Consider the following 22,636-nt stretch of genomic DNA (forward strand, 5'->3'; position numbering starts at 1 on the left):
AGATCGGGTCATGCCGTCGACGTTCGCATGGGGGGTGAACCGGCGGCGGGGCGCGCGGCGCGCGGCAGCACTGGCATTGGGCATTTCGCTTCTTGTCTCGCCGCTCGCCGCCGCCCCAGCTCCGGCGCCTGCGGGTCACCCCAACATCGTCCTCCTTGTCGCCGATGACTGGGGCTTTTCGGACGTTGGCTCGTTCGGGGCAGGCTATGCAACGCCCAATATCGACGCGCTCGCCCGCGCAGGCGTGCGATTCTCGAATTTCCACGTCTCGGGCTCCTGCTCGCCGACGCGCGCGATGCTGCAGACAGGGGTCATGAATCACCGCAGCGGGCTCGGCAACATGCCTGAGACGATCCCCCCCGAGCATGTAGGAAAGCCCGGCTATGACACGGTGATGAACCACCGCGTGGTGACGATCGCCGAGATGCTGGGCGCAGCGGGCTATCGCACCTACTTCACGGGAAAATGGCATCTCGGCAGCGATGCCACGCGCTTGCCCGGCGCGCGCGGATACGACCGGGCTTTCAGCCTCGCCGATGCGGGCGCCGACAATTTCGAGCAGCGCCCGATCGAGGGCATGTATGACGAGGCGCGCTGGACCGAGGATGGCAAGCCTGCGACGCTGCCCAAGAATTATTATTCCTCGCGCTTCGTCGTCGACAAGATGATCGACTATATCGACAGCGGCGCGGCGAGCGGCCGACCCTTCCTTGCGTCCGTGAATTTCCTGGCCAATCATATTCCGGTGCAGGCGCCCGACAGCGACATTGCGCGCTATTCGGCGATGTATCACGATGGTTGGACCGCGCTTCGCGAAGCCCGCGCAAGGCGTGCAGCGGAGCTCGGTATCGTCCCGGCGGGCGCGCCGAGGGTGACCATGGCGACGACCCCCGACTGGTCGAAGCTGAGCAAGGATGAGCGCAAGGCGGCGGCGCGGGTGATGCAGGCCTATGCGGGCATGGCGAGTGCGATGGACCGCGAGGTGGGCCGGCTGGTCGCCCATCTGAAGGCGACCGGCCAATATGAGAATACGGTCTTTGTCTTTCTTTCGGACAATGGGCCCGAGCCGACCGATCCCTATAACCGGCTGCGGAACCGCATTTTCCTGAACCTCGCCTATGACACGTCCTTCGCCAATATCGGCCGCCGCAACAGTCTGAGCGCCATCGGCCCCGGCTGGGCGAGCGCCGCGGCCTCGCCGCTGTCGGGCTACAAGTTCAGTGCCGCCGAGGGCGGTCTGCGCGTGCCGCTGATCATCGCCTGGCCCGGCAATGGAAGGGTGCGCGCGAGCGTCATCAGCAATGGCTTTGCGCATGTCACCGACATTGTGCCCACCCTTGCCGAGCTTGCTGGCGTTCCGCTCCACGGCGGGACTTGGAACGGGCGCGCGGTCGAACCCGTTGCGGGACGCAGCCTCGTTCCGATGCTGGAAGGCATGGATGGCAGTGTTCACGGCGATGCTCCGCTCGGCTATGAGCTGTCGGGAAATGCGGCGCTGTTCCGGGGCGATTACAAGCTGGTGCGCAATCTGCCGCCGACCGGCGATGGCCAGTGGCGGCTCTACAATATCCGGACCGACCCCGGCGAGACGCAGGACCTTGCGGCCGCCATGCCCGATCGCTTCGCCGCGATGCAGGCCGATTACCGCAGCTTCGCGAAGGAGAATGGCGTTCTTGACATGCCGCCGGGCTACACCGCCGACGCGCAGATCAACCGCTATGCGTGGGAACAGCAGGGCCGGAAGCGTGCGATCCAGGCGGGGGCGGTTCTCGCGGCTATCGTTGCGGTGTTGATCGCGTTGATCCGGGTCTGGCGCCGGCGGAGAAAGGCCCCGAAGCGCTAAAACTCCGGCATCGCGGCAATCAGCGCCGCGACCATATGGGTCAGCACCGATCCCGCATCCTCGCGCGTCAGCGCCTGGTCCCGGCGGAGCGCCCGCCAGGTCTGGAAGGACAAGGCCGCGATCAGCGCCTCGACCCGGATGCGGTCGGTCTGAACGCTGTCGGGGAGCAAACGCAGCACCAGATCGCGCTCGAGCCGCACCACGCGCGAATATTCCGCCATGAGAAAGGGCGATTGATAGCGCTTGATGTTCGCAGCAAGGCGGAACGGCAGCATGGTTTCGAAAACCTGGATGCGCCGCTGGCTAAGGTCGCGCAGGTTCGCCCGCCAGTCGCCACCGTCATATGGCGCCGTGACGATCGGCATGACCCGCTCGGCAATCGTCGCTGAAATCTCGCTGTAGAGCGAGTCCATGTCGTCGAAGTGGCGAAAGACGGTGCGCAGACCGACGCCCGCTTCCTCGGCGACGCGCGCCGCGCTTGGCATCGGGTCGCCCGCCTCGATCAGCGTCAGCATCGCGCCGACGATGCGGCGCCGGCTGGTCATGCTGCGCAAGCGGCGCCCGTCGAGTGGTTTTGGCGCCGCTGCCACGGATTTCGCCCTGATCGTCATCACCTTTACGCAGACCCGAGTTGAAGCGCCGGGTCAAGCCCGATGCCGAAGCGGCTTGCACCCATTCTAATATAATGACACATATAGTTATAAGGACGGCCCAGAACTCCTAGACTTTCGACGCAATTTGTCCCGGTGTGCCACCGAGGTGTGCCAGTGCACAGCCCACTGGCGCACTTTGGCGCACTGTGGCGCACACATTGTCACGATATGATGCGCCGCATTTATTACTGTTTCCGAGGTAGACCAGGTGGACACTCGTATGCTCTGGGACCTCAGCGCGGACGCGCGCGGGGGTTTGAACATACGCAATACCTGGCTGACCTGAGGATGGGTGGGCAACCCTCAGCAAGAGTGACAAAACGCCCACATACAATACATCAAAATTCGCCCTGATGTTAATTTAGGCTCACTACGCGGGGAGGGCGCTAGCCCTACCCTATAGATACATAAGGATAACATAAGGAACCCATATCGTGCTCTCAGTGATACCTTCCGCGCTCGCGCGTGTGCTCCTTCTGATCCTTCCTGTTTTCCTTGTGATCCTAGGCGTGGTGACTGGAGCGCACATTGGTGAGTGGATGGCCGGCTGGTTCGTCGGTTCGCTTCTTTGGCTGGGCCTCTTGGACAGAGCCGCCATCACCCCACAGAAAGGAGACAAGAATGAGTGACGCTCGTGAGCTAATCCGACGCCAGCTTGTACTTGAAGATGAAGCCCATACCCTGGGCGCAGCCCGCTACAGACAGACTAGACCCATGCCGTGGAAGGACGAAACGGGCCTCGCTGATGAGGAGGCAAACCTCCCACCGGGCCAGCAACTCATTAAGTTCGCCACAGAGCCGACCGCTGCCCTCATTGCTGAGAGGGTCGAGGCTGCCCGAGAGGGTGCTGCTGGTCGTCGTCTGTCGGCAGTAAAATGGTTGGAGCTGGCCTCGCCCGAAGAGGTCGCGTACATCGCCGCCCGCGTTGCAGTCAATTCGGCGGCGCGAGTGGACAGCTTCCAAACCACGGCGGCGCTCGCCGGGGACGCGATCATAAATCATGTGGAGATGTTGCTCTTCCAAGAGAAGAACCCAGCGGGATACGTGGGTCTGATCCGAGCGAACTACCGCCGCACTCGCGGCTCAGCCAAGCGTAAGGAGGCCCTGCGAAAGCTATTGGCCAATGAGGAGGCGCGAATAGCAATTCCCAAAGCTGAGAAAATCCAGCTTGGGGCCTTTGCGTTGGAGGCACTTGTGGACGCCACCGGTCTCTTCTCACTCGACCGCGTTCCTGACCACAGAGGGGACCGCGTGTATCGCATTCAGCCCACTGAAGCGGTTGAGGCGTGGTTGGAGAAGCAACACGCGCGGTGCGAGCTCCTAGAGCCACTGCACATGCCCATGATTGTCAGGCCCAAACGCTGGCGGTCCCTGACCGTAGGTGGATACCTGACGTCGCCTGGGCATAACCCTACTGCGTTCATCAAGGCGCCCCGTAATGGCGGTCCTGGTGGGGACGCTGCGGCAACTCGGGACTACCTACGCCAACTAGCGAACCAGGACCTCAGCGAAGTGTACAAGGCGGTCAACCATATCCAAGAGACCGCCTGGGCGATTAATAAGCCCATCCTGGCTATCGTCCGTGAGGTGTGGGACAGTGGCGGGTCGCTTGCGGGTCTTCCGCCTCGGCTGGACAAACCGCTGCCGGCTCGTCCACATGACATTGACACCAATGAGGAGGCGCTGGCGATCTGGAAAAGAGATGCGGCGCGCGTCTACGAGGAGAATGCAGCCAACCGCTCGCAGCGCTTCGGTGTTCAGCAACGCCTTTGGATGGCCGAACGGTTCGCCAACGAGGACGCTATATGGTTCCCACACTCCCTGGACTTCCGTGGTCGCGTCTACCCGACACCTGCCGTGGGGTTCTCCCCGCAGTCCGACGACCTCGGCAAGGCACTCCTAAAGTTCGCCGTAGGTAAACCTGTCGGCCCCACTGGTGGGTACTGGCTGGCTATCCATCTGGCTAACCTCTTCGGGGTGGATAAGGTGTCCTTCGGTGAGCGCGTCGAGTGGGTAGGGGAACATGCTGCCCAGATCATCGACAGCGCGCTTAACCCGCTCGACGGTGAACGGTTCTGGACTACCGCAGACAGCCCATGGATGGCCCTGGCGGCCTGCATGGAGTATGTCGGGTTCCTGGATCAGGGTGAGGACTTCATCTCGCACCTGCCGATCCCGCTCGACGGTAGCAACTCCGGCCTGCAACACTTCAGTGCTCTATTGCGGGACCCTGAAGGCGCCGCTGCTGTCAATCTGGTACCCTCAGGGGAACCCCAGGACGTCTACTCCGTGGTGGCCGAGAGAGCGCAGGCCGTGGTGGACGCGGATGATGATCCCGACGCCGCGCCGTGGAAGAACGGCAAGGTGACCCGAAAGGTCTCCAAGCGCCCGACCATGACCTACGTGTACAGCGCGACCCGCTTTGGGATGCAGGACATGGTGTGGCAGACTCTCCAAGAGATCGATGCTGCTAACGCCGCGCGAGGTGAACAGCCGCACCTGGAGGGGGCAGACAACTATGAGGCCGCGCGCTATCTGAGCCATGTGCTCTATGGCGCTATCGGTAACGTGGTTTCTGCTGCCCAAGGCGCCATGGACTGGCTCCGAGAGGTGGCCAAGGTGGCGTCTGACGCCGGCCAGGCCATCCAATGGACCGCACCTGACGGGCTCCTAGTCCGCCAGTCGTACCGCAATGTCTATGGCAAGCGGATTAAGGTGCACTGGCAGGGCCGCCGCCTTCAAGTTACGTTGGCCGTCCTGGGGTCCGCACTGGACACCCGAGGGCAGACTAACGGGATCGCCCCAAACTTCGTGCACTCACTCGACGCTGCGCATTTGCGCGCCGTCGCGCGCGCTGCAAAGCGGGCGGGGATCGACAGCTTGGCCGTCATTCATGACAGCTTCGGCACACATGTAGCTGACACGGACAAACTCGTCCGGCTGCTGCGTGACACGTTTGTTGCACAATATGAGGATGACATACTGATGGATTTCTACAATGAGGTAGTGGCGCAACTGCCCCCAGCATGGGCCAGAGAGGTTCCGCCGCCGCCACAGAAAGGAGACCTGGACCTGAATGAGGTCCGCCACTCGTCATATCTGTTTGCATAATAGTCATCATAAGAGGACAATCCTTCTGAGTTAATTAGGGCTCACTACTCGGAGACCTGAACCATTTTCTGGGCCCGCCTGTGAAGAGAGTTTATGACAATACACCCCTCGTGGGAGGCCAAGCCGGCCTCCATTCGTTTCGCCCTGGCCGCCTCGGCGGTCGTAGGTGATATCCGAGAACCCGCGGTGGCCATTCTGGATCGCCTCCAGCGATACCCAGCGGCCAAGCAGATCGAAGCCGCTATGGCTGCCGCGGTGGTTCTCGCAACCTCGGTGGGACTCGACGCCCACGACCTAGTGACCAGAGCCAAGCGGCAACTGGTCGATCTTGAAGCAACCGAGACGTCCTTCCTGGCCCTCGCTGATTACGCGAAGGGAGAGCTGAAGTGATTGAGCGCCTTCTACGCCGCGCGCGGGTCGAGCGTCAGCGTTATGGTGAGGTGTCGGTGGACACTTTGGCCCTCCTGGATGCCGAGGGGTATCTCTTGGAGTACCTAGAGGACGACCTTGAGAGCGGCGCTTAAGGAGTTTCGTCGTCGATCCGCGCTCAGCCTGGACGGGCCTTACGCCACCGACATGCGGGAGCTGACGGTCGGCCAGCCCGCCCCGCCACCCAAACCGCCACAACGATCCGCCTGGCAGCGTAAAGGACCCTTGGTTCAGCTAGAGCCATGCCCGTTCTGTGGCGGCGAAGCGGAGGTTTACAGCGTTGCCGGCTCCTACGGCTATTACGCCTCCAAGACGGGGGTGCGGTGCACAGATGAGCACTGCCACGTGCGTCCATGGGTCGCGTTCGATGATGAAGAGTACGACTGGAATGTGCGCAAACATGTTGCCGTCAACTCTTTGGAGAAGGCGGTCCAAGCCTGGAATACCCGCATTCCCCTTAACAAAATTCCTAACACAAGGAGCACCTAATCTAAATGCTACGTGCCCGTAACGATTACCCCCTGATGCACACGCCCCGCGGCGTTGCCATCTGGCCGGCGCTCAATGAGCCGGACTTCAAGTACAAGAAAGAATTTGGCGAATACCATGCTCGCATCCGGCTGGAGCCGGGAGCACCTGGGCTCGCGGAGCTCATTGAAGCCGCCGAGGCTATCCGTGATGAAGCCTATGACGCCAAGGTCGAGGAGCTGACCCGCCAGAAGAAGGGTGCGCTGCTGAAGCAGCTTACCAAAGCTGACGTCATCAAGCCCGAGATCAATCAAGAGGACGGCGAAGAGACCGGCTTCCTGGTACTCCGCGCTGCCGCTTCGGCGGGCGGTAAGAAGAAGGACGGCTCGACCTTCACCAAGCGTCCCCACCTTTTCAACTCGCAGGGTCGCCCGTTGAAGAACCCGCCGCCCATCGGCAGTGGATCAGAGCTGATCCTGAGCGTACGCCCCATGGATTATGAGACCGATGGCGGGAAGACTATCGGTGCACGTTTCGAGCTTGAAGCGGTCCAGGTTCTCAAGGCCGTCTCCTTCGGTGAGCGGTCGGCTTCGGATTATGGCTTCTCTGCCGTCGAGGATGCTGATGTGGTCGAGGACCAGGAAGGCAACGCCTACGGCTTCCAGAACCAGGGCGGTGACGCTGATGAAGGTCCCGACGATTTCTAAGGAAATCGCGGACGTCACCTGTCTGACGTGGAAGTAACCCACAGCTTCTTCCTCCCAGTCACTCCTAAAGCCACCCAACGGTCCCGCTGCACTTGCCGGGGCCGTTACCCATCGGTTTACACCGACCCGGCCTATAAGGAGTGGCGCGCGGGGGTCGTCGAGGCGCTCAATAAGCTCGCACAGTACGAGGACTTTTCGCCCTACCGCGAGCAGAATGTCCGCTTTGAGATGGAGGTCGTGGTCACCAAGCCACGCACATCGAAGCGCACCCGCCCTCGCGGGGACGCCGACAACTACGAAAAAGGTGTCTGGGACGCCATCACCGCTTCGGGACACTGGTGGGCTGACGACGATCAGATCGTCGAGAACCGCACAGTGAAGCGTTGGGCTCAGCCCGACGAACCCGAAGGGTATCATATAAGGATTACATTCCTATGAGGAAGATCACCGATATTGTGATCCACTGTTCAGCCACCCCCGAAGGCAAGGATTTCGGCGCGGCGAGTATCGACCGCTGGCACAAGGAGAGAGGGTGGGCCGGGATCGGCTACCACTATGTGGTCAAACGGGACGGTACGATTGAGCCGGGACGACCGCTGGAGAAGGCGGGAGCGCACGTCGCGGGCCATAACGCCAACTCGGTCGGCATCGTCTACATCGGCGGGCTGGCCAAGGACGGCAAGAAGGCCAAGGACACCCGGACCCCCGAGCAGAAGACCGCACTGCGGACAATCGTAGCAGAGATGCGCCGTCGCTTCCCTGAGGCGCGCGTTCTCGGACACCGGGACTTCCCCGGCGTTCGCAAGGACTGCCCCTCGTTTGACGTGAGGACCCAACTGTGAACGACCCAATCGTCCTTCTTCTCGCCGCTTTGGCGGTTCTGATCCCCGTCGCGGTGTGGCCCGTCGCGGTGTGGGGTGGACTGCGTTTAGTCGAGAAAATCCTCGACGAGATCGCAGACACGAGTGGTCTGTAACTGGAGCAGCTATGAGCACTCTCTTAGAGTACGCAGCCGCCTTCCTTGGCGGCGTCGTGGTGACACTCGGCGTCCTCGGCTTCATGCTTTGGCGTACAGCTAGAAACCTGAGGCTCTGGTGATGCGTCGTCGATCCACATGGGTTGAGATCGTCGCGTCTCACCTGGCCGTCCGTGGTCATATCTCCGAAGGTTCGGCGCTGATCGAGTACGGACGCTTCCGTCTTGGTGACGCGATTTACCGCCTACGCAACGAGAAGGCGCACCTCCTGCCGGAAGGCATGGAGATCGTGACCATCCACAAACAAGATACGCAAGGAAATCGCTATGGCGAATATCACCTCGTCCCGCAGGGGACGCAAAGGACCGCGAACCAAATCATTCAAGCCCGATCCGAAGCGGCTGAGGCCGCTGCGCTATAAGACCGCCCTCGGGCTGGCCTTTGAGGGGCTCATGGAGCGGCTGGGTATCAACAGTCCGCCCGCCCCCACCAAGGTGATTGCCGCCTGGGAAGGGACGCGGTGAGGCTTGGTTTTGGAATTGTATAACCCTGAGCGGCTCGCAAAGTTAATCAATGCGGGCCGCGCGGCGGACCTGATTGTCCGCGTTGCCGAGCTTGAGACCCTCCGCAAAGAGGCTGAGGCCTCTCGCCCGCTCCTACTGAACTTCCCAGGAAACCCGGAGCCGGTCGGCGTTCCTAACACCATCGCCGGCACGGTCATCGGAGCCATCATAGCCGCCTTGGAGAAATCCCTGGAGGATACACTAGCTGAAACACGAAACTGATAGCGCGTTGCTCCACAAGGGGCCGTGCGATTTCTGTGGAAGCTCTGACGCCAGAGCCCATTATGACGATGGCCATAGTTTTTGTTTCGCCTGCCCTGAAGAGACCGCGTATCAGCCCGCAGATGACCAGCAGCGCGAGGCGTCAGCGCCTTTGCCCAGCGATCTACTCCGAGGAGACCACGCGCCTCTCCGCGCTCGCGGCCTGACCCTAAAGACCGTCGAGCAATACGACTATCGGGTCGGGACACACAACGGCGAGACAGTGCAAATTGCCCCCTACCACGACGCCTCGGGGCGGGTGGTGGCGCAGAAGGTTCGCCCTCGCGACAAGAGCAAGATGCACTGGCGTGGCAAAAAGAAGTCGGCGCTGCCACTCTTCGGCCAGTCTAAGTGGAAAGCCGGTGGCCGGATGATCGTGGTCACCGAAGGCGAGCTGGACGCGATGAGTGCGGCGCAAGCCATGGGGAACACCTGGCCTGCCGTATCCATCCCTGACGGCGCCCATAGCGCTGCCAAGGCGGTCGCCAAGGCGGCTGACTGGTTGGAGAGCTTTGAGCGGGTCGTGTTCATGTTTGACATGGACGACGATGGCCAGGAGGCGGCTGTAGAGGCTGCTGCGATCATCACCCCCGGCAAGGCCTATATCGCTTCGCTTCCCCTCAAGGACGCCAGTGATATGCTCCAGGCGGGCCGCGCGAAGGAGATCGTCAACGCTGCGTGGAATGCCCGAGAGTACCGCCCTGACGGTATCCTCGACGTGGCCGCGCTGCGTGAGAAGGCGATCCTTCCTCCGTCATATGGCCTGCCGTTTCCCTTCCCGTCGCTCACTAAGGCGACTTATGGGATACGTCGCGGGGAGCTCATCGGCTACGGCGCGGGGGTCGGGACCGGTAAGACGACGCTGTTCAAGCAGCTCATGCTTACCACGATGTTCCCCGACATGATCGAGCCGCATGATGACCTGCCGGTGACCCTTACAGGGCCGCGCAAGGTTGGGGCGATCCTCCTGGAGGAAAACCCGGTCAAAACTTTGCGGACCCTGGCGGGCATGAGGATTGGCGTTCGCGTCCACGTCCCTGGCGTGGAGTTTGATGAGGCCGCCCTCCGTCACGCTATCGACGAGATGGACGGGCTCTTCTTTCCCTACAATCACTTTGGGGCGAAGGACTGGGCCAGCGTCAAAGAGCGCATCCGCTACATGGTGTTGGGCTTGGGCATCAAGGATATCTTCCTGGACCACCTGACCGCACTCATCGCGCACGAAGAGGACGACCGCAAGGCGCTCGACGCCATCATGTCGGACCTCGCGTCGATGGTGGAGCAGTACGACTTCACGCTGCATTTCATCTCACACCTTACCACTCCGAAGGGCACCGCCCACGAGGAAGGCGGGCGTGTGTTGGAAAAGCACTTCACCGGGTCACGGGCAATCGCTCGCTGGGCCCACAATCTTTACGCGCTGGAGCGCGATAAACAGGACCCCGACAGCCCCACGATCTTCCGCATCCTGAAGGAGCGCGAGACCGGTGACGCCACTGGCGTGACCTTCGGGCTGGCCTACGACCGAGACACCGGTCTGTTGCGAGAGGTCGAGCTAGAGGAGAATAGATTTGGGTTCACCGACCAATCCGCTGGAGGGTCAACCGAAGACGAGGATTTCTAAAGCCGCGGACCACGCTGATGACTGCGACTGGCATCTGGACCAATACCCCTGGGAGTGCACCTGTGGTGCCGCGTGGGCGGAATACAGACCACGCCGAGACGGAGAACCGCCTGCGGATTACGTTCCCGGCAGTATGGTCGATGTTCGTAAAAACCGGCTCACCAGGGACTGGGTACGCATTAGTTGGGAACCTTATTGGAACTCGCGCGCCGTCTATCGTTACCAGCCCGCCCCTCCGAAAGGCACAGTGGGTGTGGACGCGCTTCGCGAACAAATTGACCCGTCAATTACTGACTGGGGCGAGCCGCTGCCCGCTTCTCCGAAAGGCACAGTGGGTCTGGACGGCTCAATCAGCGGGCGGCGCGCGAGCGTTGTGATCATGGATGATATTGAGGCAGATAACCGCTCATCGCTTCCTGAGGATGACGGTGACCGCCTAGCTTACCCGATGTTCGACGGGCTACTGGCCTACTTCCCCAACGCCCTCGCAGAGGTCGCCATGGTGTCCATGATTGGAAACCAGCAGCACAATCCTGGCCAGCCCATGCACTGGGCGCGAGGCAAGTCTACTGACCACGCCAACAAGGCCGTCCGCCATCTGGTTGACCACGGCAAGCGTGACGCCCGCGGCGTCCGCCACACGGCTCGTGCTGCCTGGCGCATCCTGGCGCTCCTCCAAGAGGAGATCGAGCGGGACGAAGGCCGGCCCCTGTCTCGTGCATCGCGCGCCCCGGAGCCTGATGAAGCGTGATGCTCTACCTCGCTCTCGCGGGGGCGAGCTTCGTCTTCGTGTTCCTGAAGGCCTTCCAGCAACGGAATGTCGCCTTCGATAACTACATCGCAGTGATGCCCATCAGCATCATGATGGCCTCCGTAGAGGTCTTCACGATCACCAAGGTGGCCGCCGCAGGGTGGCAGATAGGCGTGGTCCTATCTGTTGGCACGGCCAGCGCTTTGGGCGCCATCTCCGCGATGCACCTCCACAAATGGCTCTTTGCCGATGGCGGCCCGCGCCGCTTCTTCAACAAGGAAAAGACTGAATGAACATTCGGGGTATCATTTCCCGCATCATCGCCGCCGTCCTCGGCTTCATCCGCCCCTCGGTCGCGAAGATCGTCAAGCAGTTTGAGGCCATCCAAGCGCGGCTGGATAAGCTGATTGCGCTGCACGAGCATAAGCTCGACCGCATCGACATTGATCTTGAGGCCTCAAAGGCCCGAGCGCGCGCCGCCGCAGAGCGTGAAGAAGAGCGCCGCTTCGGACTGTATCAGGACCGTGACCGGCGCGTCAGTGAGCTCGAACGAGCCCAGCGCGTTCGCGATAAGATCAACAGCCTCATTAGTTGATCCCTGTCCCCGCCATATTTGGATGAACTAGAGGGGGAAAGCTCCGCGGAATTAACCTTTCGCCGCGTCGAGCCGGGGCCCCTCTGCCCACATTCCTACAGATTGGAGGTCGGATGCTAGTCTTCGACACCGAAGGTGATGGGTTCGTGGAGGACATGTCTAAGCTCCATTGCTTGAACATTATCGACCGAACCACCGGAGCACGGCTCCGCTTCAATGACCACCCTGAACTAGCCGCACGTCCCCCTGACGGTTCCCTTGAGGAAGGCGCAAGGCTCCTTATGGAAGCCGAGGAGATCGGCGGTCACAACATCATCGCCCATGATATTCCAGCCATCCAGAAGATTTTCCCTTGGTTCGCCCCTAAGGGCCGCGTGAAGGACAGCTTAGTCTACTCGCGCGTTATCTGGACGGACCTCAAGGATATCGACTTCAAGGCTATACGGCGCCGCAAGCGCCCGCCTGAGTTTGAGAAGCGTCACCTGATAGGGCGACACTCGCTGGAAGCCTGGGGTTATCGTTTGATGGCCTATAAGGGTGACTATGGCCCGATGATGGAAGAGCGCGGGAAGGCGTTAGGCCTGACCGGCGATGACCTTCTGGCCTACGTCTGGGGCACCTTCAACCCCGAGATGGATGATTATTGCGAACAGGACTGCGAGGTCACGGTCAAGCTCTTTGAGAAGATCGAAGACACCGGCTACTCTGAGGAGAGCCTGGAGCTAGAGACCCAGGTAGCCAAGATCATCGACATGCAGAGGGCCTATGGGGTCCTCATCGACGTGCCTGCCGCGGAGCGGCTGGCCGGAGAGATGACCGCGGCGCTAGCCTCGCTGGACGAGCAGCTTCGTGCGGCTTTTCTGCCATGGTATGCGCCGGTCGTCGAGAAGGGGCGGGTGGCTGTCCGTCAGCCCTCTCGTCGCTCCTGGATCAAGGGCGTAACGTCCGACGACGAGATCGTGAAGTTCCCTGTAGACGCGGGCGCAAGCTACTGCCCGGTGAAGCTGGTGGAGTTCAAGGCGTCGTCCCGCGACCACATCGCTGACAGGCTGAAGAAGCTCTACAGTTGGCAACCCCAGGAGTTCACGCCATCGGGCAAGCCGAAGGTGGACGAAACCACCCTAGACGGCCTCGACTTCCCACAGAAGCGGCTCCTGCTGGACTATCTAGTGATAGCCAAAAGCCTGGGGACGCTGGCTACCGGGGACAAGTCGATCCTGAAGTTCGTTGGCAAAGACGGGCGGATGCACCCGAAGGTCAACTCCAACGGGGCGGTGACGGGCCGCATGACGCACTATGACCCCAACGTAAACTTCCCCAAGGTGAAACCAGGGGAAGACGGTAAGCCTCTCCTCGGGGTGGCAGGCGGCTTCGGTGTCGAGCTGCGGTCGCTAGTGACCGTCCCCAAGGGCCGAAAACTTGTTGGCGTAGACGCCGAGGGCTTAGAGGACCGGATGCTCGCCCACCACATGGGTCGGTATGATGGCGGGGCGTACACCGATACCCTTCTAAATGGTGACAAGAAGAAGGGGACCGATAACCACTCGATCACGACGCGGCTCATTGGGCTGAACCTCCGCGATAGCGGCAAGCGCTGGCGCTATGCCTACCTCTACGGCGCCGGCAACTGGAAGCTGGGTGCTATCCAGTATGACGACATGACTGAAGAGCAGCGCGAAGCGTTCAACGCCAAGTACCCTCCCGGCAAGCCGAGGAATGACGCCCTCACGCGCTTGGGCGCGGCGGGCAGGAAGAAGATCGAAGTCGGCTTCCCAGCCCTCGGAGCCCTTCAGGCCAAAATCCAGGAGAAGGCGCGGTCTGGATCGCTTCGCGGTCTGGACGGGCGCAAGCTGCACGTTCGCGGACAGCACTCGGCGCTCAACACACTCCTCCAGGGAGGTGGCGCCATTGTGATGAAGAAGGCGCTGGTCCTGGCTTACGAGGCCTTCACGGCCAAGGGTTGGGAGTTCGGGCGCGACTACGCATTCGTGCTCAACGTCCATGACGAGTTCCAGATTGAAGCAGAGGAGCATATTGCGAAAGAGATCGGGGCGATTGCCGCCGATGCCATCAGGCAAGCCGGCGAAGCCTTCAACCTCCGCTGCCCGCTCGCGGGTAGCCAAGATATCGGGGACAACTGGGCTCTTACGCATTGACCTTATGATACAACATAGAAGTGGCGGCTGACGAATGCGTCGAGTGAAATCACGCCTACGCCTGGAGCCCAGTGTTAAGCAAAAAACGAGAGCTTCAGTAAAACGCGCGACTCCCCAAAAGCCACGCAAGGTCTACGAGAAAGACCCCAGAGCTGACCTTTTCTGGAACGCCAAGCGCCGAGCCCGAAAGGCCGGCATCCCCTTCACCATAACCATGGATGACATTGTGATCCCGAGCCACTGCCCAGTGCTCGGTATCCCGGTCTTTCGCATGACGGGCTCGAAAGGGGGCGGGGATAACTCGCCCTCACTCGACAAGATCAACCCCAACCTGGGGTACGTGAAGGGAAACGTGATCGTCATTTCAGGGCGGGCGAACCGGCTGAAGGCCGACGCCTCAATCAAGGAGCTGCGCGATATCGCCAGCTTCTACGCAACGCTGCGCCGCGGGGTCCGCGTGACCGGCGCTAAGGAGATTACATGACAACGCGAGCTGAAGTCTACGCAGCCCTCGATACGGAGCGCGCCTATCAGGACGCCTTATGGACACCAGAGACCACGATTAGTGGCGGGCTGCATACAGTCACCGAGTGGCTTGTCTACATGGACAGTTATCTTCGGGAGGCGTTTGACCAAGTTTCACGCGGCCCAGACCCTGCGGCAACGCTGGCGGCGCTAAACACCGTCAGGAAAATAACAGCCATGGGTGTCGCGTGTATGGAGCAAAATGGTGCTCCGGTTAGGAAATCGTGATGCCTGACCTCCCCTACCGCAAGGTGGCCGGGATTTCCCTTTTCGTGATCGGGGCTTTGGCCCTGTTGTGGTTCTTCTTCATCCGCCCAGAGGCGGCCCTGAAGGACGCAGCGATTAACCGCGCGGACCGTACAGTGGCCGAGGCCCAAACCGAGGCGGCCAAGGATACCGTCCGCATCATAGTGGACCATAACGCCACCGTAGAGACCATCCAAAGTAGAACCGAGGTTACCAATCGTGACATTCAATCCGCTCCGGGAGCTGCGCAGGAAATTGATCCTGCTGTTCACGCTGCCGGTATTCGCGCTCTCTGCCTGCACCACGGTCGTGACGAGCCTACATGCGCCGTCCTGCTTCACCGAGATGGTGGAAGCGAGCGGGCTCCAGGAGCCGACACCTCACGCGCCGTTACCCAGTGAGCCCTCAGTGGGCGCCTGGGTTACCTACGGGAACACTGAGGGCGGCCAGCTAGATATCGCCAACGCTGACAAGGTGGCCATCGTCGGGATTGGCAAGACGTGTGACCGGTGGGCCAACGAGGCCAAGAAGAAGCTGGAGAAGCGTGGTCTCTTTAAGAGGATATTTGGATGAGCCGAGCATCATATATCTATCTACTTGGCCCTGATGGATACGGGGACCACTACGGGTTCACGGTAAAGCACGAAGCGCAGGCCTTCGCCCGCCGCGCAATGCTTGACGGGTATAATCTTCCCGATGTTGTATCACGCATTCCTGATGGTGGTTCACGCACAGGCAGGGCCCCGAAGACCATGACCTTAGAAGAGTTTATCAACTCTTGAGCCTCACCCTCCTAATCGACGCCGACCTAATCGCCTACGTTGCCTCAGCGGCCACACAAAAGGCCTACGACTTTGGCGATACGGTCGCCGTCTGGCATGACTTTGAGGAAGCCAAGACCGCAGCCGACTGGGAAATCCAGAAGATCATCTCCAGGTTGGACCCGGATGACGTGACCTTGTGTTTCTCGGACGACTTCAACTCATTCCGCAAGGATCGGATTGACCCGACCTATAAGGGAAACCGGGTGGGCGAGAGGCCTGAGGAGCTCTACCCGCTCAAGGAGTGGCTTAAGGGAACCTACGAGAGCGCTTATCGGCCCGCACTGGAAGCCGATGACGTCATGGGGATCATCGCTACGGACCCTTCGCGATCCGATGAGCGCATCATTGTGTCAGCCGACAAGGACATGATGACCATCCCCGGTCTCCTGTATCGCCCGCAACTGGACACAGACCTGCGCCGGAAACCCCCTATCCTGACCATAACCCCCCTTGAGGCTATCCGCTTCCATTTCTGGCAGGCCATCGTGGGGGACCAGACTGACGGCTATCCTGGCGCCCGAGGTGTCGGCAAGCTGTCCCCCTGGGCCCAGGACGTGCTTGAGGCCGAGAGTGAAGAGGAGGCCTGGGATGAGGTCCTAGGCGCTTTCTCGTCTGTAGGGCTGACCGAAGAGGACGCCGTGCGGCAGGCCCGCCTGGCCCGCATCCTACAGCATCAGGACTATGACGGAACCCGCCCGATCCTCTGGCTTCCGCCTTATATTCCAGAGGTTTGTTAATTTAGTCTCCCTACTCGGAGACCCAGAAGCTCCCCGTTCTACAAACGGTATAACAAGAAAACTCCGAGGCCTCCTGCCGTCTGCCGCAGGGGGCCTTTTTTCGTTCCCAGCCTGTGGGTGAAATTAAATCCAAGGACGCGGGTTACAGACACCTTCCCGACCGATGTGACGGACATGAATGACACTCATGGCGGGTTAATCGGTCAATTATGATGCGTTGAGGATACTTAATGAGCACAATTGCCCAGTACACTGGGGATGGCGCGACCAAGCAATTTGATATTACTTTCAGCTACAGAGATAGTGAAACTGTAAAGGTTAGCGTTGACGGTGTGGCGACAGCTTACACTTTCGTCAACCCCAGTCGCGTTGAGCTTGACGTCGCGCCGAGCTCGGGGGCTGAAGTCCGGGTCTACCGTGAGACTAACGTCGCCACTCCTGTGGTGGATTTTGAAGATGGCGCAATCATCCGCGCCTCCGACCTTGATGAAGCTGTCGGCCAGGTCCGTGACAGAGCGGAAGAGCTTGGCAGCGAGACTTCGGCGCTCAGTGCTCGGGCACTATTGATGCCCGCAGGTGAGACCGCAGCCACCCTCCCAGACCAAGCATCGCGGAGCGGTAAGTTTCTAGGCTTTAGTCCAATTGATGGCGCTCCCGTGGCTGCCGAAGGTACGAATACAGCCGATTTGCTTCGGCCTGACCTCGCTTCCACCGACAGTGATAAGGGTGCTGCGTTGGTCGGCGTTGAAGGCGGCGGCACAGTTCAGGACGCATTATCCGGTCTCCCCGATAGTCTGCACTATCAGGCGCCGACGAGTTCGAACGTCTCCGGTTTTGATATGGATTTCCGCGCAGGCCAAGGAGGAACATCGCCCGTAGCCGGTACAATCCACGACTACACCGACGCTAGTCGGACGTGGCAGCTCGATAAAGTCGGCGGCAGCATCGGTACGGGTGGCTATGTGCTGGGGCTTCGGCGCGCGAATAATCATATTCGCCGCCCCGACAAGCCAGGGACCTATATCAGCGAGGCAGGCTTCCTGCGCTGCTCCTACGACCGGTTCACCCAGACCGCCGAAGTCACCGGCTCGATCAGTGGCAATGTCCTCACGGTCACGGACGTGGCCTCAGGCGCGCTCGCGGTTGGTAGTTTCGTTGAGGGCTCCGGGGTTGAAGAAGGGACGACGATTGCCGCGCTTGGCACCGGCACCGGAGGGACTGGTACCTACACTGTTGCGGTTCGGGGAAATTCCGCCGCCACACAGACGGTCGCAAGCACGACGCTGACCGGTAAGACGAAATCGGAAGTTTTGGCATTCTACGTTGATCAGACTGGCGGCTTCGGCTGGTCTACCGATCCGGCCAAGATGACGACAGCAAAGGCTAACGGAGCGAGCTACGCTTTCCAGTTGACCGCCAGCAACGAGCAGCAGTTCCTCCTATCGCTGACCTCGGCATCAGGTCAGGTGCTGACAATCCAGGACGCGGTAAGCGGGACGCGCACCGACTTCGTTAGTCCGGCTGGCCAGACCAGCGGAATGCGCTTTCAGGCAACGGCGGGCGGGATCGACCTCGCGCCTGCGACGAACCAGCCGATCACTATGCGAGGCCGCGCTGTCCCCGACGCCAACAACAGCTACTACCTCGGGACGTCAGCGGCAAACTGGCTGCGCGTCTATGCAGATGCTTACTATGTCGGCGGCACGAAGGTACTGGGGGCGCAGCAGGCCGCCATTGCGGACAGTGCTGGAGGCGACGAGCAGACTAAGATCAACGAGATACTCGCAGCAATGCGCGCGCACGGACTGATCGCAGCAACATGATCGCCAATTCAAACCCCCTGAGAAAGTCTAGTGACAAAGTTACCGCTAACAACGCCAGAGCTCATTGACTTTCTCGATGAGCTCATACCGGAGCCGGCGCCCCTCCCTGGGGACAGCCATGAAGCCGTCATGTACGGCGCAGGCCGTCGCTCTGTGGTGCGGCAGTTGCGGGCTTTGCAGGAGGGCGGCGTTCCCGAACCATTAAAACAGAAACGAGGTGCAGGGCGTGTGCATCGTTAAGACGCCAAAAATCAAGGAGTCCACCACTCCTGGGAAAGACAAGCCTCTTCCGATCCTGCGTAACACGTTGCTCGACGGTATCGACCCTTCGACGCAAGCACTAAGGATCGGGCGGAACAATCTCAGGATTGACCGTGCCCCGCCCACCGCCTCCACGGCATTGCGGATAGCGAGTGGCCCAGAAGGCTGACGGGCTGAGGTCAGGTGAGGCGAAAACCCGATATGAGCAGCTAAAGAGGGCGCGTGAGAATGTTCTTACGCAGGCTCGCGAAGCTGCACGTCTCACCATTCCGGGGCTCGTCCCCGCGGAGGGGGCTACAGACCCCCACCAAGTTTCAGAGCAGCCGTACACCGCCAATGGCGCGCGTTTCGTCAACAACCTCTCAGCTAAACTGCTGCTGGCACTGTTCCCCCCTGAGCGACCATTCTTCCGTCTCGATATTGGCCCTGACGTGGCCGAGGAGATGGGGGCGGCTTATGGAGAGGCCCAGGAGAAGCTGGCGGATATCTCACGGCGAGCCATGGTGCTTGCCGAGGATAGCGCCTCGCGCACAATCTGGATGGAAACCCTCCGTCACCTTGTTGTGGCAGGGAACGCCCTTGTGTATCAACCCGATGATGGGACGCAGATGCGCATGTGGCGCATTGACCAGTTTGTGGTGGTTCGCGGTCGTGATGGTCTCCTCCAGGAGGCGGTCATCAATGACAAAATCTACCCCAGCGAGCTCAGTGAAGAGGTCCGCGCGGCCTGCAACGTCAAGTACGATCCCAGCAAGCCGGACCAGAACGATCCTGTAGACCTATACACCCATATCTACCTCAACGGTGACCGTATGGAACACTATGAGGAGATCAATGGGATTGAGGTCCCCGAAAGCCGCGGCTCGGTGGAGCGCAAGAGCGGCGGATGGCAGGCCCTTCGGTGGCAGGCTGTCCCTGGGTCAGATTACGGTCGTGCCTATGTGACCGAGTACGCTGGCGACTTCCTAAGCCTGGAAGACGCCCACAGCTCCATCCTGAAGTTCGCCATTGAGGCTGCCCGCATCCTCCGCTTCGTGGACCCCAACGCGGGCATCGACGTTGAAGAGGTGACGCGCGCTGAGAGCGGCGATTTCCTGACAGGCATGATTGATCGTGTCCAGACGCTTCAGCTCGACAAGAACCAGGACTTCCAGATCGTCTGGAACCAGGCACAGAGCATCGAGCGCAGGCTCAGCCAAGCATTCCTGATTGCCTCTAACGCCATCCGCGATGCGGAGCGTGTGACGGCAGAGGAAATCCGAGCCATCGCGCAGGAGCTGGAAGACAGCCTCGGCGGGACCTACACGGTCCTCTCTGCTGAGGTTCAGCGGCCTTACGCGAGCCGCCTTCTCTATATCCTGTCGAAACAGAAGAAGGCACCTAAGCTCCCAGAAAGCGTCTCAGTGGTCATCGTGACGGGCTTCAACGCCCTCGGACAGAACCACGAGAGTGCGGCCCTCAAGGGCTGGCTAATGGACGTCAGGGATGCGCTAGGCGAGGCATGGATCAGTCAGAACCTGGATGGCCAGGCTGTCGCATTACGCCTCGGTGTAGGCCGTGGTGTGGTTGACGTAAGCAAGCTCATCAAAGCTGCTGAAGATGTGGCTGAGGACGCCCAGGCGGGCGCCTTGACACAGGCCGGTATCAGTGCCGCCCCTCAGATTGCCAAAGGTGTAATCGACGCGGCATCGGCGGCTAATCAAGAAGGAACCTAATGAGCAAGAAACCCAGCCAGACGGCGCCCGCAGAGGCGCCTGAGGCTCCCACAGAGGCTGCCTCCGAGGTAGCCCCTGAGGTTGCCCCTGAGGCCAGCCCCGAGGCTCCCGCAGAGGATACCCAGGAAGACGCCGCAGAGGCACCTGAGGCCGCCCCAGAGAGCACAGGACGTGTCGTAGAGGATCACACCGAGGAACCCTTCCCGGAAAGCGAAAGCTCGCCCTACGACCGCAAGCCCAAGGTCGAACGCACCGAACGTAACGGGCGTGTCATTGAGACCTATCTGTAAGGGAGCCGCCAATTGGCAGACGAATTGAACAATGAGGAAGGCCAGAAGCCCGCAGCGGGTGAAGGCCTTAGCGATGAAGTTGCGCGCCTTGCGGCTATTGGCCGTGGCGAGCTCGACCCTAACGCTTCCGTAGAGGACCCAGACGACTCCCAGAAGGGAGTTCCTGAGCGCCCTGCGGACGTCCCTGAGAAATTCTGGGATGCTGAGAAGGGCGAGATGCGCGCAGACGCTATCCTCAAGAGCTATCTGGAGCTCGAAAAGAAGTCCAAGAAGGCAGCCGAAGAGGCCGCCGCCAAGGAGAAAGCGGAGAAGGATAAGGGCAAGAAGGGTGAAGGCGAGGGCGAAGAGCCCGCTGCGCTCGACCCTGGTCTCCTCACGTCCGCGCAGGAAGAGTGGGCCACCTCGGGTGACCTCTCGGAAGAGACCCGCGAGAAGATTATAGCGGGCGGCATTCCTGAAGAGCTCCTGGACACCTACTTGGAGGGCGTTAAGGCTCTCTCCGCATCTCTCACTGCCAAGGTCTATGAGGCCGCTGGCGGGGAGGAAGATTACAAGGCCGCGGTTGAATGGGCACGTGAGAATTGGACTGACGCGAAGGTCACCAAGTTCGACGCGGCGCTGGATGACCCCGATCTTATGCCGGTGATGGTCAACGCTCTGATGAGTGACTACCGCGCAGTTTCGCCCGGTGAGGGCAAGCTGACGCGCCAGCAAGGTGGGGCGCCTACGGGCGACCTCTACTATGATGCCGAAGAGTTCACCAAGGACTTGGCGGCGGCTGATGCAAAGAATGATGCTCTCGCGCGCCGTAAAGCCGTCGAGAAGCTCCAACGGTCCAAGAAGGCTGGCACCCTGAAGCACGTAACTCCGCGCTCCGGGGCTGCCAAACTTCTAGGCTAATAGAACACCCGAGGCCGTCAGATACGGCACACTACGGGTTCAGACCATCGCGAGGTCTGACAGCGCACAGGGGCGCCCGCTGGTCACTACGGCGCCCCACACTACCCGAATACCAAAGACAATCCCCGTACCGGGACCGGCTGAGGCCGACAATCCCAACGCCAGCGGTGGACCTGAGGAAAGGGACACAAGAAACCCAACCTCCAATAATGATAAGGAAAAATGGCTAATAGCAACCCTTCCCGCCCCGGTCTTCGTGAGGGCGGATCGGACGCGCTTGAGCTGATGCTCGACGTCCGCGGTGGTGAAGTTCTCACCGCGTACAACGCAGCGGTCGTGATGCACGATAAGCACAAGACCCAGTCGCTCAAGGGCGCCAAGTCGGTGAAGTTCCCGGCATTCTGGAACGCCACCGCCGAATATCACACCCCTGGCGTTGAAATCCTCGGTGGGTCGATCCCGTCGCAGGATATCACCGTCACTCCTGACGACAAGCTCATCAGCGCGGTCTTCGTGGCTGACGTCGATGAAGCGCTGTTCGATGTTGATGTTCGTTCTCCGTATACCGAAGCCATCGGTCGCGAGCTCGCAGAGCACTATGACCGCAACGTGATGCGCGCCATTCTGGTCGCTTCGCGCGCGGGTGCGCTCTTTACGGGTGACCAGGGCGGCGGCTCGCTCACTGACGCTAACTTTGCATCGAGCGCTACGGCGCTGTTCGATGGCATCAGCGAAGCCAAGGAGCTCATGGACACCAAGCGTGTCCCTGTGGACAGCCAGCCGGTCTATGGGGTTCTCCCCACGGCCCAGTGGTACATCATGGCTCGCTCGGATCGGAACCTGAACCGCGACTATAACGGCGGCCAGTCGGATATTCGCCGTCACGTCTTGACGACTATTGACGATGTTCAGATCACCAAGTCGAACGTCGCCAACGGTGTGTTTGGCGTCAACAGCTCGTCGGATACGAAAATCCCGAGCTATTACCGCATCAATGCCGCCAACTCGCGCGGTATTGTCTTTACCCCCTATGCAGCCGCCTCGGTTGTGGTGCAGGACCTTGGCTTCCAGATGGTTGACCAGCCCGAGAAGCAGGGTGTCCTTCTTATTGGACGCCGCATGGTCGGCACCCGCGCTCTGCGCTCCAAGGCCGCTGTTGAGCTGAAGATCGCGTAAGT

At 60.7% G+C, this 22,636-nt stretch carries 26 protein-coding genes; 25 read left to right on the forward strand and 1 reads right to left on the reverse strand.

The window, feature by feature from the left end:
* The first annotated feature begins 10 nt into the window (after positions 1 to 10).
* Complete coding sequence (locus B5X69_RS07330; RefSeq protein ID WP_079638064.1) at positions 11 to 1,843, forward strand: arylsulfatase; 1,833 nt, start codon at positions 11 to 13, stop codon at positions 1,841 to 1,843.
* Here the strand turns inward: B5X69_RS07330 and B5X69_RS07335 are convergent.
* Positions 1,840 to 2,433, reverse strand: a complete 594-nt coding sequence (locus B5X69_RS07335) for a TetR/AcrR family transcriptional regulator (protein WP_245798666.1) — start codon at positions 2,431 to 2,433, stop codon at positions 1,840 to 1,842. The two genes, B5X69_RS07330 and B5X69_RS07335, sit on opposite strands and share 4 nt — an antisense overlap.
* A gap of 684 nt (positions 2,434 to 3,117) precedes the next feature.
* Here B5X69_RS07335 and B5X69_RS07340 point away from each other — a divergent pair.
* The 24 genes from B5X69_RS07340 (at position 3,118) to B5X69_RS07440 (ending at position 22,634) form a co-directional block, all read left to right on the forward strand.
* Positions 3,118 to 5,607 (forward strand): DNA-directed RNA polymerase, encoded by a 2,490-nt coding sequence (locus B5X69_RS07340; RefSeq protein ID WP_079638066.1) that lies wholly within the window; start codon positions 3,118 to 3,120, stop codon positions 5,605 to 5,607.
* A 93-nt stretch (positions 5,608 to 5,700) separates the two neighbouring features.
* Positions 5,701 to 5,997 carry a hypothetical protein gene (locus tag B5X69_RS07345; RefSeq protein ID WP_079638067.1) on the forward strand — a complete coding sequence of 99 codons (297 nt, stop codon included), beginning with the start codon at positions 5,701 to 5,703 and terminating at the stop codon, positions 5,995 to 5,997.
* Between the two features lie 186 nt (positions 5,998 to 6,183).
* The gene (locus B5X69_RS22415) at positions 6,184 to 6,525 is read left to right on the forward strand and encodes a Lar family restriction alleviation protein (RefSeq protein WP_425441510.1); all 342 of its coding nucleotides are present in this window, start codon (positions 6,184 to 6,186) and stop codon (positions 6,523 to 6,525) included.
* 5 nt (positions 6,526 to 6,530) lie between these two features.
* Positions 6,531 to 7,211: a hypothetical protein gene (locus B5X69_RS07350; RefSeq protein WP_139375701.1), complete on the forward strand. Its 681-nt coding sequence runs from the start codon at positions 6,531 to 6,533 to the stop codon at positions 7,209 to 7,211.
* A 27-nt stretch (positions 7,212 to 7,238) separates the two neighbouring features.
* Positions 7,239 to 7,649, forward strand: coding sequence for a RusA family crossover junction endodeoxyribonuclease (locus tag B5X69_RS22420; protein ID WP_176141536.1), 411 nt, complete (start codon positions 7,239 to 7,241; stop codon positions 7,647 to 7,649).
* Positions 7,646 to 8,053 (forward strand): N-acetylmuramoyl-L-alanine amidase, encoded by a 408-nt coding sequence (locus B5X69_RS07360; RefSeq protein WP_079638070.1) that lies wholly within the window; start codon positions 7,646 to 7,648, stop codon positions 8,051 to 8,053. The genes B5X69_RS22420 and B5X69_RS07360 overlap by 4 nt, the downstream gene beginning before the upstream one ends.
* A complete protein-coding gene (locus tag B5X69_RS21370) occupies positions 8,050 to 8,187 on the forward strand; it encodes a hypothetical protein (RefSeq protein ID WP_176141537.1) in 138 nt (45 codons plus the stop codon). Before B5X69_RS07360 ends, B5X69_RS21370 begins: the two co-directional genes overlap by 4 nt.
* Positions 8,188 to 8,308: 121 nt before the next feature.
* A complete protein-coding gene (locus B5X69_RS07365) occupies positions 8,309 to 8,608 on the forward strand; it encodes a hypothetical protein (protein WP_079638071.1) in 300 nt (99 codons plus the stop codon).
* A 106-nt stretch (positions 8,609 to 8,714) separates the two neighbouring features.
* Positions 8,715 to 8,972, forward strand: coding sequence for a hypothetical protein (locus B5X69_RS07370; protein WP_079638072.1), 258 nt, complete (start codon positions 8,715 to 8,717; stop codon positions 8,970 to 8,972).
* A gap of 151 nt (positions 8,973 to 9,123) precedes the next feature.
* The gene (locus B5X69_RS07375) at positions 9,124 to 10,635 is read left to right on the forward strand and encodes a toprim domain-containing protein (protein WP_342745790.1); all 1,512 of its coding nucleotides are present in this window, start codon (positions 9,124 to 9,126) and stop codon (positions 10,633 to 10,635) included.
* 253 nt (positions 10,636 to 10,888) lie between these two features.
* Entirely contained in the window at positions 10,889 to 11,386 is a 498-nt protein-coding gene (locus tag B5X69_RS07380; RefSeq protein ID WP_139375702.1) for a dATP/dGTP diphosphohydrolase domain-containing protein, read from the forward strand.
* On the forward strand, positions 11,383 to 11,679 hold the full coding sequence (locus tag B5X69_RS07385) for a hypothetical protein (RefSeq protein ID WP_139375703.1): 297 nt from the start codon (positions 11,383 to 11,385) through the stop codon (positions 11,677 to 11,679). The genes B5X69_RS07380 and B5X69_RS07385 overlap by 4 nt, the downstream gene beginning before the upstream one ends.
* A complete protein-coding gene (locus B5X69_RS07390) occupies positions 11,676 to 11,981 on the forward strand; it encodes a hypothetical protein (protein WP_079638076.1) in 306 nt (101 codons plus the stop codon). Before B5X69_RS07385 ends, B5X69_RS07390 begins: the two co-directional genes overlap by 4 nt.
* Positions 11,982 to 12,094: 113 nt before the next feature.
* Positions 12,095 to 14,137 (forward strand): DNA polymerase, encoded by a 2,043-nt coding sequence (locus tag B5X69_RS07395; protein WP_079638077.1) that lies wholly within the window; start codon positions 12,095 to 12,097, stop codon positions 14,135 to 14,137.
* Positions 14,138 to 14,180: 43 nt separating this feature from the next.
* The gene (locus B5X69_RS20905) at positions 14,181 to 14,621 is read left to right on the forward strand and encodes a hypothetical protein (RefSeq protein ID WP_139375704.1); all 441 of its coding nucleotides are present in this window, start codon (positions 14,181 to 14,183) and stop codon (positions 14,619 to 14,621) included.
* A complete protein-coding gene (locus B5X69_RS20910; protein ID WP_139375705.1) occupies positions 14,618 to 14,890 on the forward strand; it encodes a hypothetical protein in 273 nt (90 codons plus the stop codon). The genes B5X69_RS20905 and B5X69_RS20910 overlap by 4 nt, the downstream gene beginning before the upstream one ends.
* Entirely contained in the window at positions 14,890 to 15,309 is a 420-nt protein-coding gene (locus B5X69_RS20915) for a hypothetical protein (RefSeq protein ID WP_139375706.1), read from the forward strand. The genes B5X69_RS20910 and B5X69_RS20915 overlap by 1 nt, the downstream gene beginning before the upstream one ends.
* A 7-nt stretch (positions 15,310 to 15,316) precedes the next feature.
* Positions 15,317 to 15,481 carry a hypothetical protein gene (locus B5X69_RS21375; RefSeq protein WP_176141539.1) on the forward strand — a complete coding sequence of 55 codons (165 nt, stop codon included), beginning with the start codon at positions 15,317 to 15,319 and terminating at the stop codon, positions 15,479 to 15,481.
* Between the two features lie 205 nt (positions 15,482 to 15,686).
* On the forward strand, positions 15,687 to 16,469 hold the full coding sequence (locus B5X69_RS07415; protein ID WP_079638081.1) for a hypothetical protein: 783 nt from the start codon (positions 15,687 to 15,689) through the stop codon (positions 16,467 to 16,469).
* Between the two features lie 230 nt (positions 16,470 to 16,699).
* Positions 16,700 to 18,292 carry a phage tail fiber domain-containing protein gene (locus B5X69_RS07420; RefSeq protein ID WP_079638082.1) on the forward strand — a complete coding sequence of 531 codons (1,593 nt, stop codon included), beginning with the start codon at positions 16,700 to 16,702 and terminating at the stop codon, positions 18,290 to 18,292.
* Between the two features lie 413 nt (positions 18,293 to 18,705).
* Positions 18,706 to 20,268, forward strand: a complete 1,563-nt coding sequence (locus B5X69_RS07425) for a portal protein (protein ID WP_079638083.1) — start codon at positions 18,706 to 18,708, stop codon at positions 20,266 to 20,268.
* Positions 20,268 to 20,558, forward strand: a complete 291-nt coding sequence (locus B5X69_RS07430; protein ID WP_079638084.1) for a hypothetical protein — start codon at positions 20,268 to 20,270, stop codon at positions 20,556 to 20,558. The genes B5X69_RS07425 and B5X69_RS07430 overlap by 1 nt, the downstream gene beginning before the upstream one ends.
* Before the next feature lie 12 nt (positions 20,559 to 20,570).
* Entirely contained in the window at positions 20,571 to 21,458 is an 888-nt protein-coding gene (locus B5X69_RS07435) for a hypothetical protein (protein ID WP_079638085.1), read from the forward strand.
* A gap of 222 nt (positions 21,459 to 21,680) precedes the next feature.
* Positions 21,681 to 22,634, forward strand: a complete 954-nt coding sequence (locus B5X69_RS07440) for a major capsid protein (protein ID WP_139375707.1) — start codon at positions 21,681 to 21,683, stop codon at positions 22,632 to 22,634.
* Positions 22,635 to 22,636 lie beyond the last annotated feature (2 nt).

It is taken from the genome of Sphingopyxis flava (genome assembly GCF_900168005.1).
GTDB classification, from domain to species: domain Bacteria; phylum Pseudomonadota; class Alphaproteobacteria; order Sphingomonadales; family Sphingomonadaceae; genus Sphingopyxis; species Sphingopyxis flava.

Bases quoted from the DNA above. Each gene is read 5' to 3' on its own strand.
- B5X69_RS07360 (WP_079638070.1), top strand. From the start codon at position 7,646: ATGAGGAAGATCACCGATATTGTGATCCACTGTTCAGCCACCCCCGAA.
- B5X69_RS07340 (WP_079638066.1), top strand. From the start codon at position 3,118: ATGAGTGACGCTCGTGAGCTAATCCGACGCCAGCTTGTACTTGAAGAT.
- B5X69_RS07365 (WP_079638071.1), top strand. From the start codon at position 8,309: ATGCGTCGTCGATCCACATGGGTTGAGATCGTCGCGTCTCACCTGGCC.
- B5X69_RS07420 (WP_079638082.1), top strand. From the start codon at position 16,700: ATGAGCACAATTGCCCAGTACACTGGGGATGGCGCGACCAAGCAATTT.
- B5X69_RS07350 (WP_139375701.1), top strand. From the start codon at position 6,531: ATGCTACGTGCCCGTAACGATTACCCCCTGATGCACACGCCCCGCGGC.
- B5X69_RS07430 (WP_079638084.1), top strand. From the start codon at position 20,268: ATGAGCAAGAAACCCAGCCAGACGGCGCCCGCAGAGGCGCCTGAGGCT.
- B5X69_RS07390 (WP_079638076.1), top strand. From the start codon at position 11,676: ATGAACATTCGGGGTATCATTTCCCGCATCATCGCCGCCGTCCTCGGC.
- B5X69_RS22415 (WP_425441510.1), top strand. From the start codon at position 6,184: ATGCGGGAGCTGACGGTCGGCCAGCCCGCCCCGCCACCCAAACCGCCA.
- B5X69_RS07395 (WP_079638077.1), top strand. From the start codon at position 12,095: ATGCTAGTCTTCGACACCGAAGGTGATGGGTTCGTGGAGGACATGTCT.
- B5X69_RS20915 (WP_139375706.1), top strand. From the start codon at position 14,890: ATGCCTGACCTCCCCTACCGCAAGGTGGCCGGGATTTCCCTTTTCGTG.
- B5X69_RS07330 (WP_079638064.1), top strand. From the start codon at position 11: ATGCCGTCGACGTTCGCATGGGGGGTGAACCGGCGGCGGGGCGCGCGG.
- B5X69_RS07345 (WP_079638067.1), top strand. From the start codon at position 5,701: ATGACAATACACCCCTCGTGGGAGGCCAAGCCGGCCTCCATTCGTTTC.
- B5X69_RS20910 (WP_139375705.1), top strand. From the start codon at position 14,618: ATGACAACGCGAGCTGAAGTCTACGCAGCCCTCGATACGGAGCGCGCC.
- B5X69_RS07440 (WP_139375707.1), top strand. From the start codon at position 21,681: ATGGCTAATAGCAACCCTTCCCGCCCCGGTCTTCGTGAGGGCGGATCG.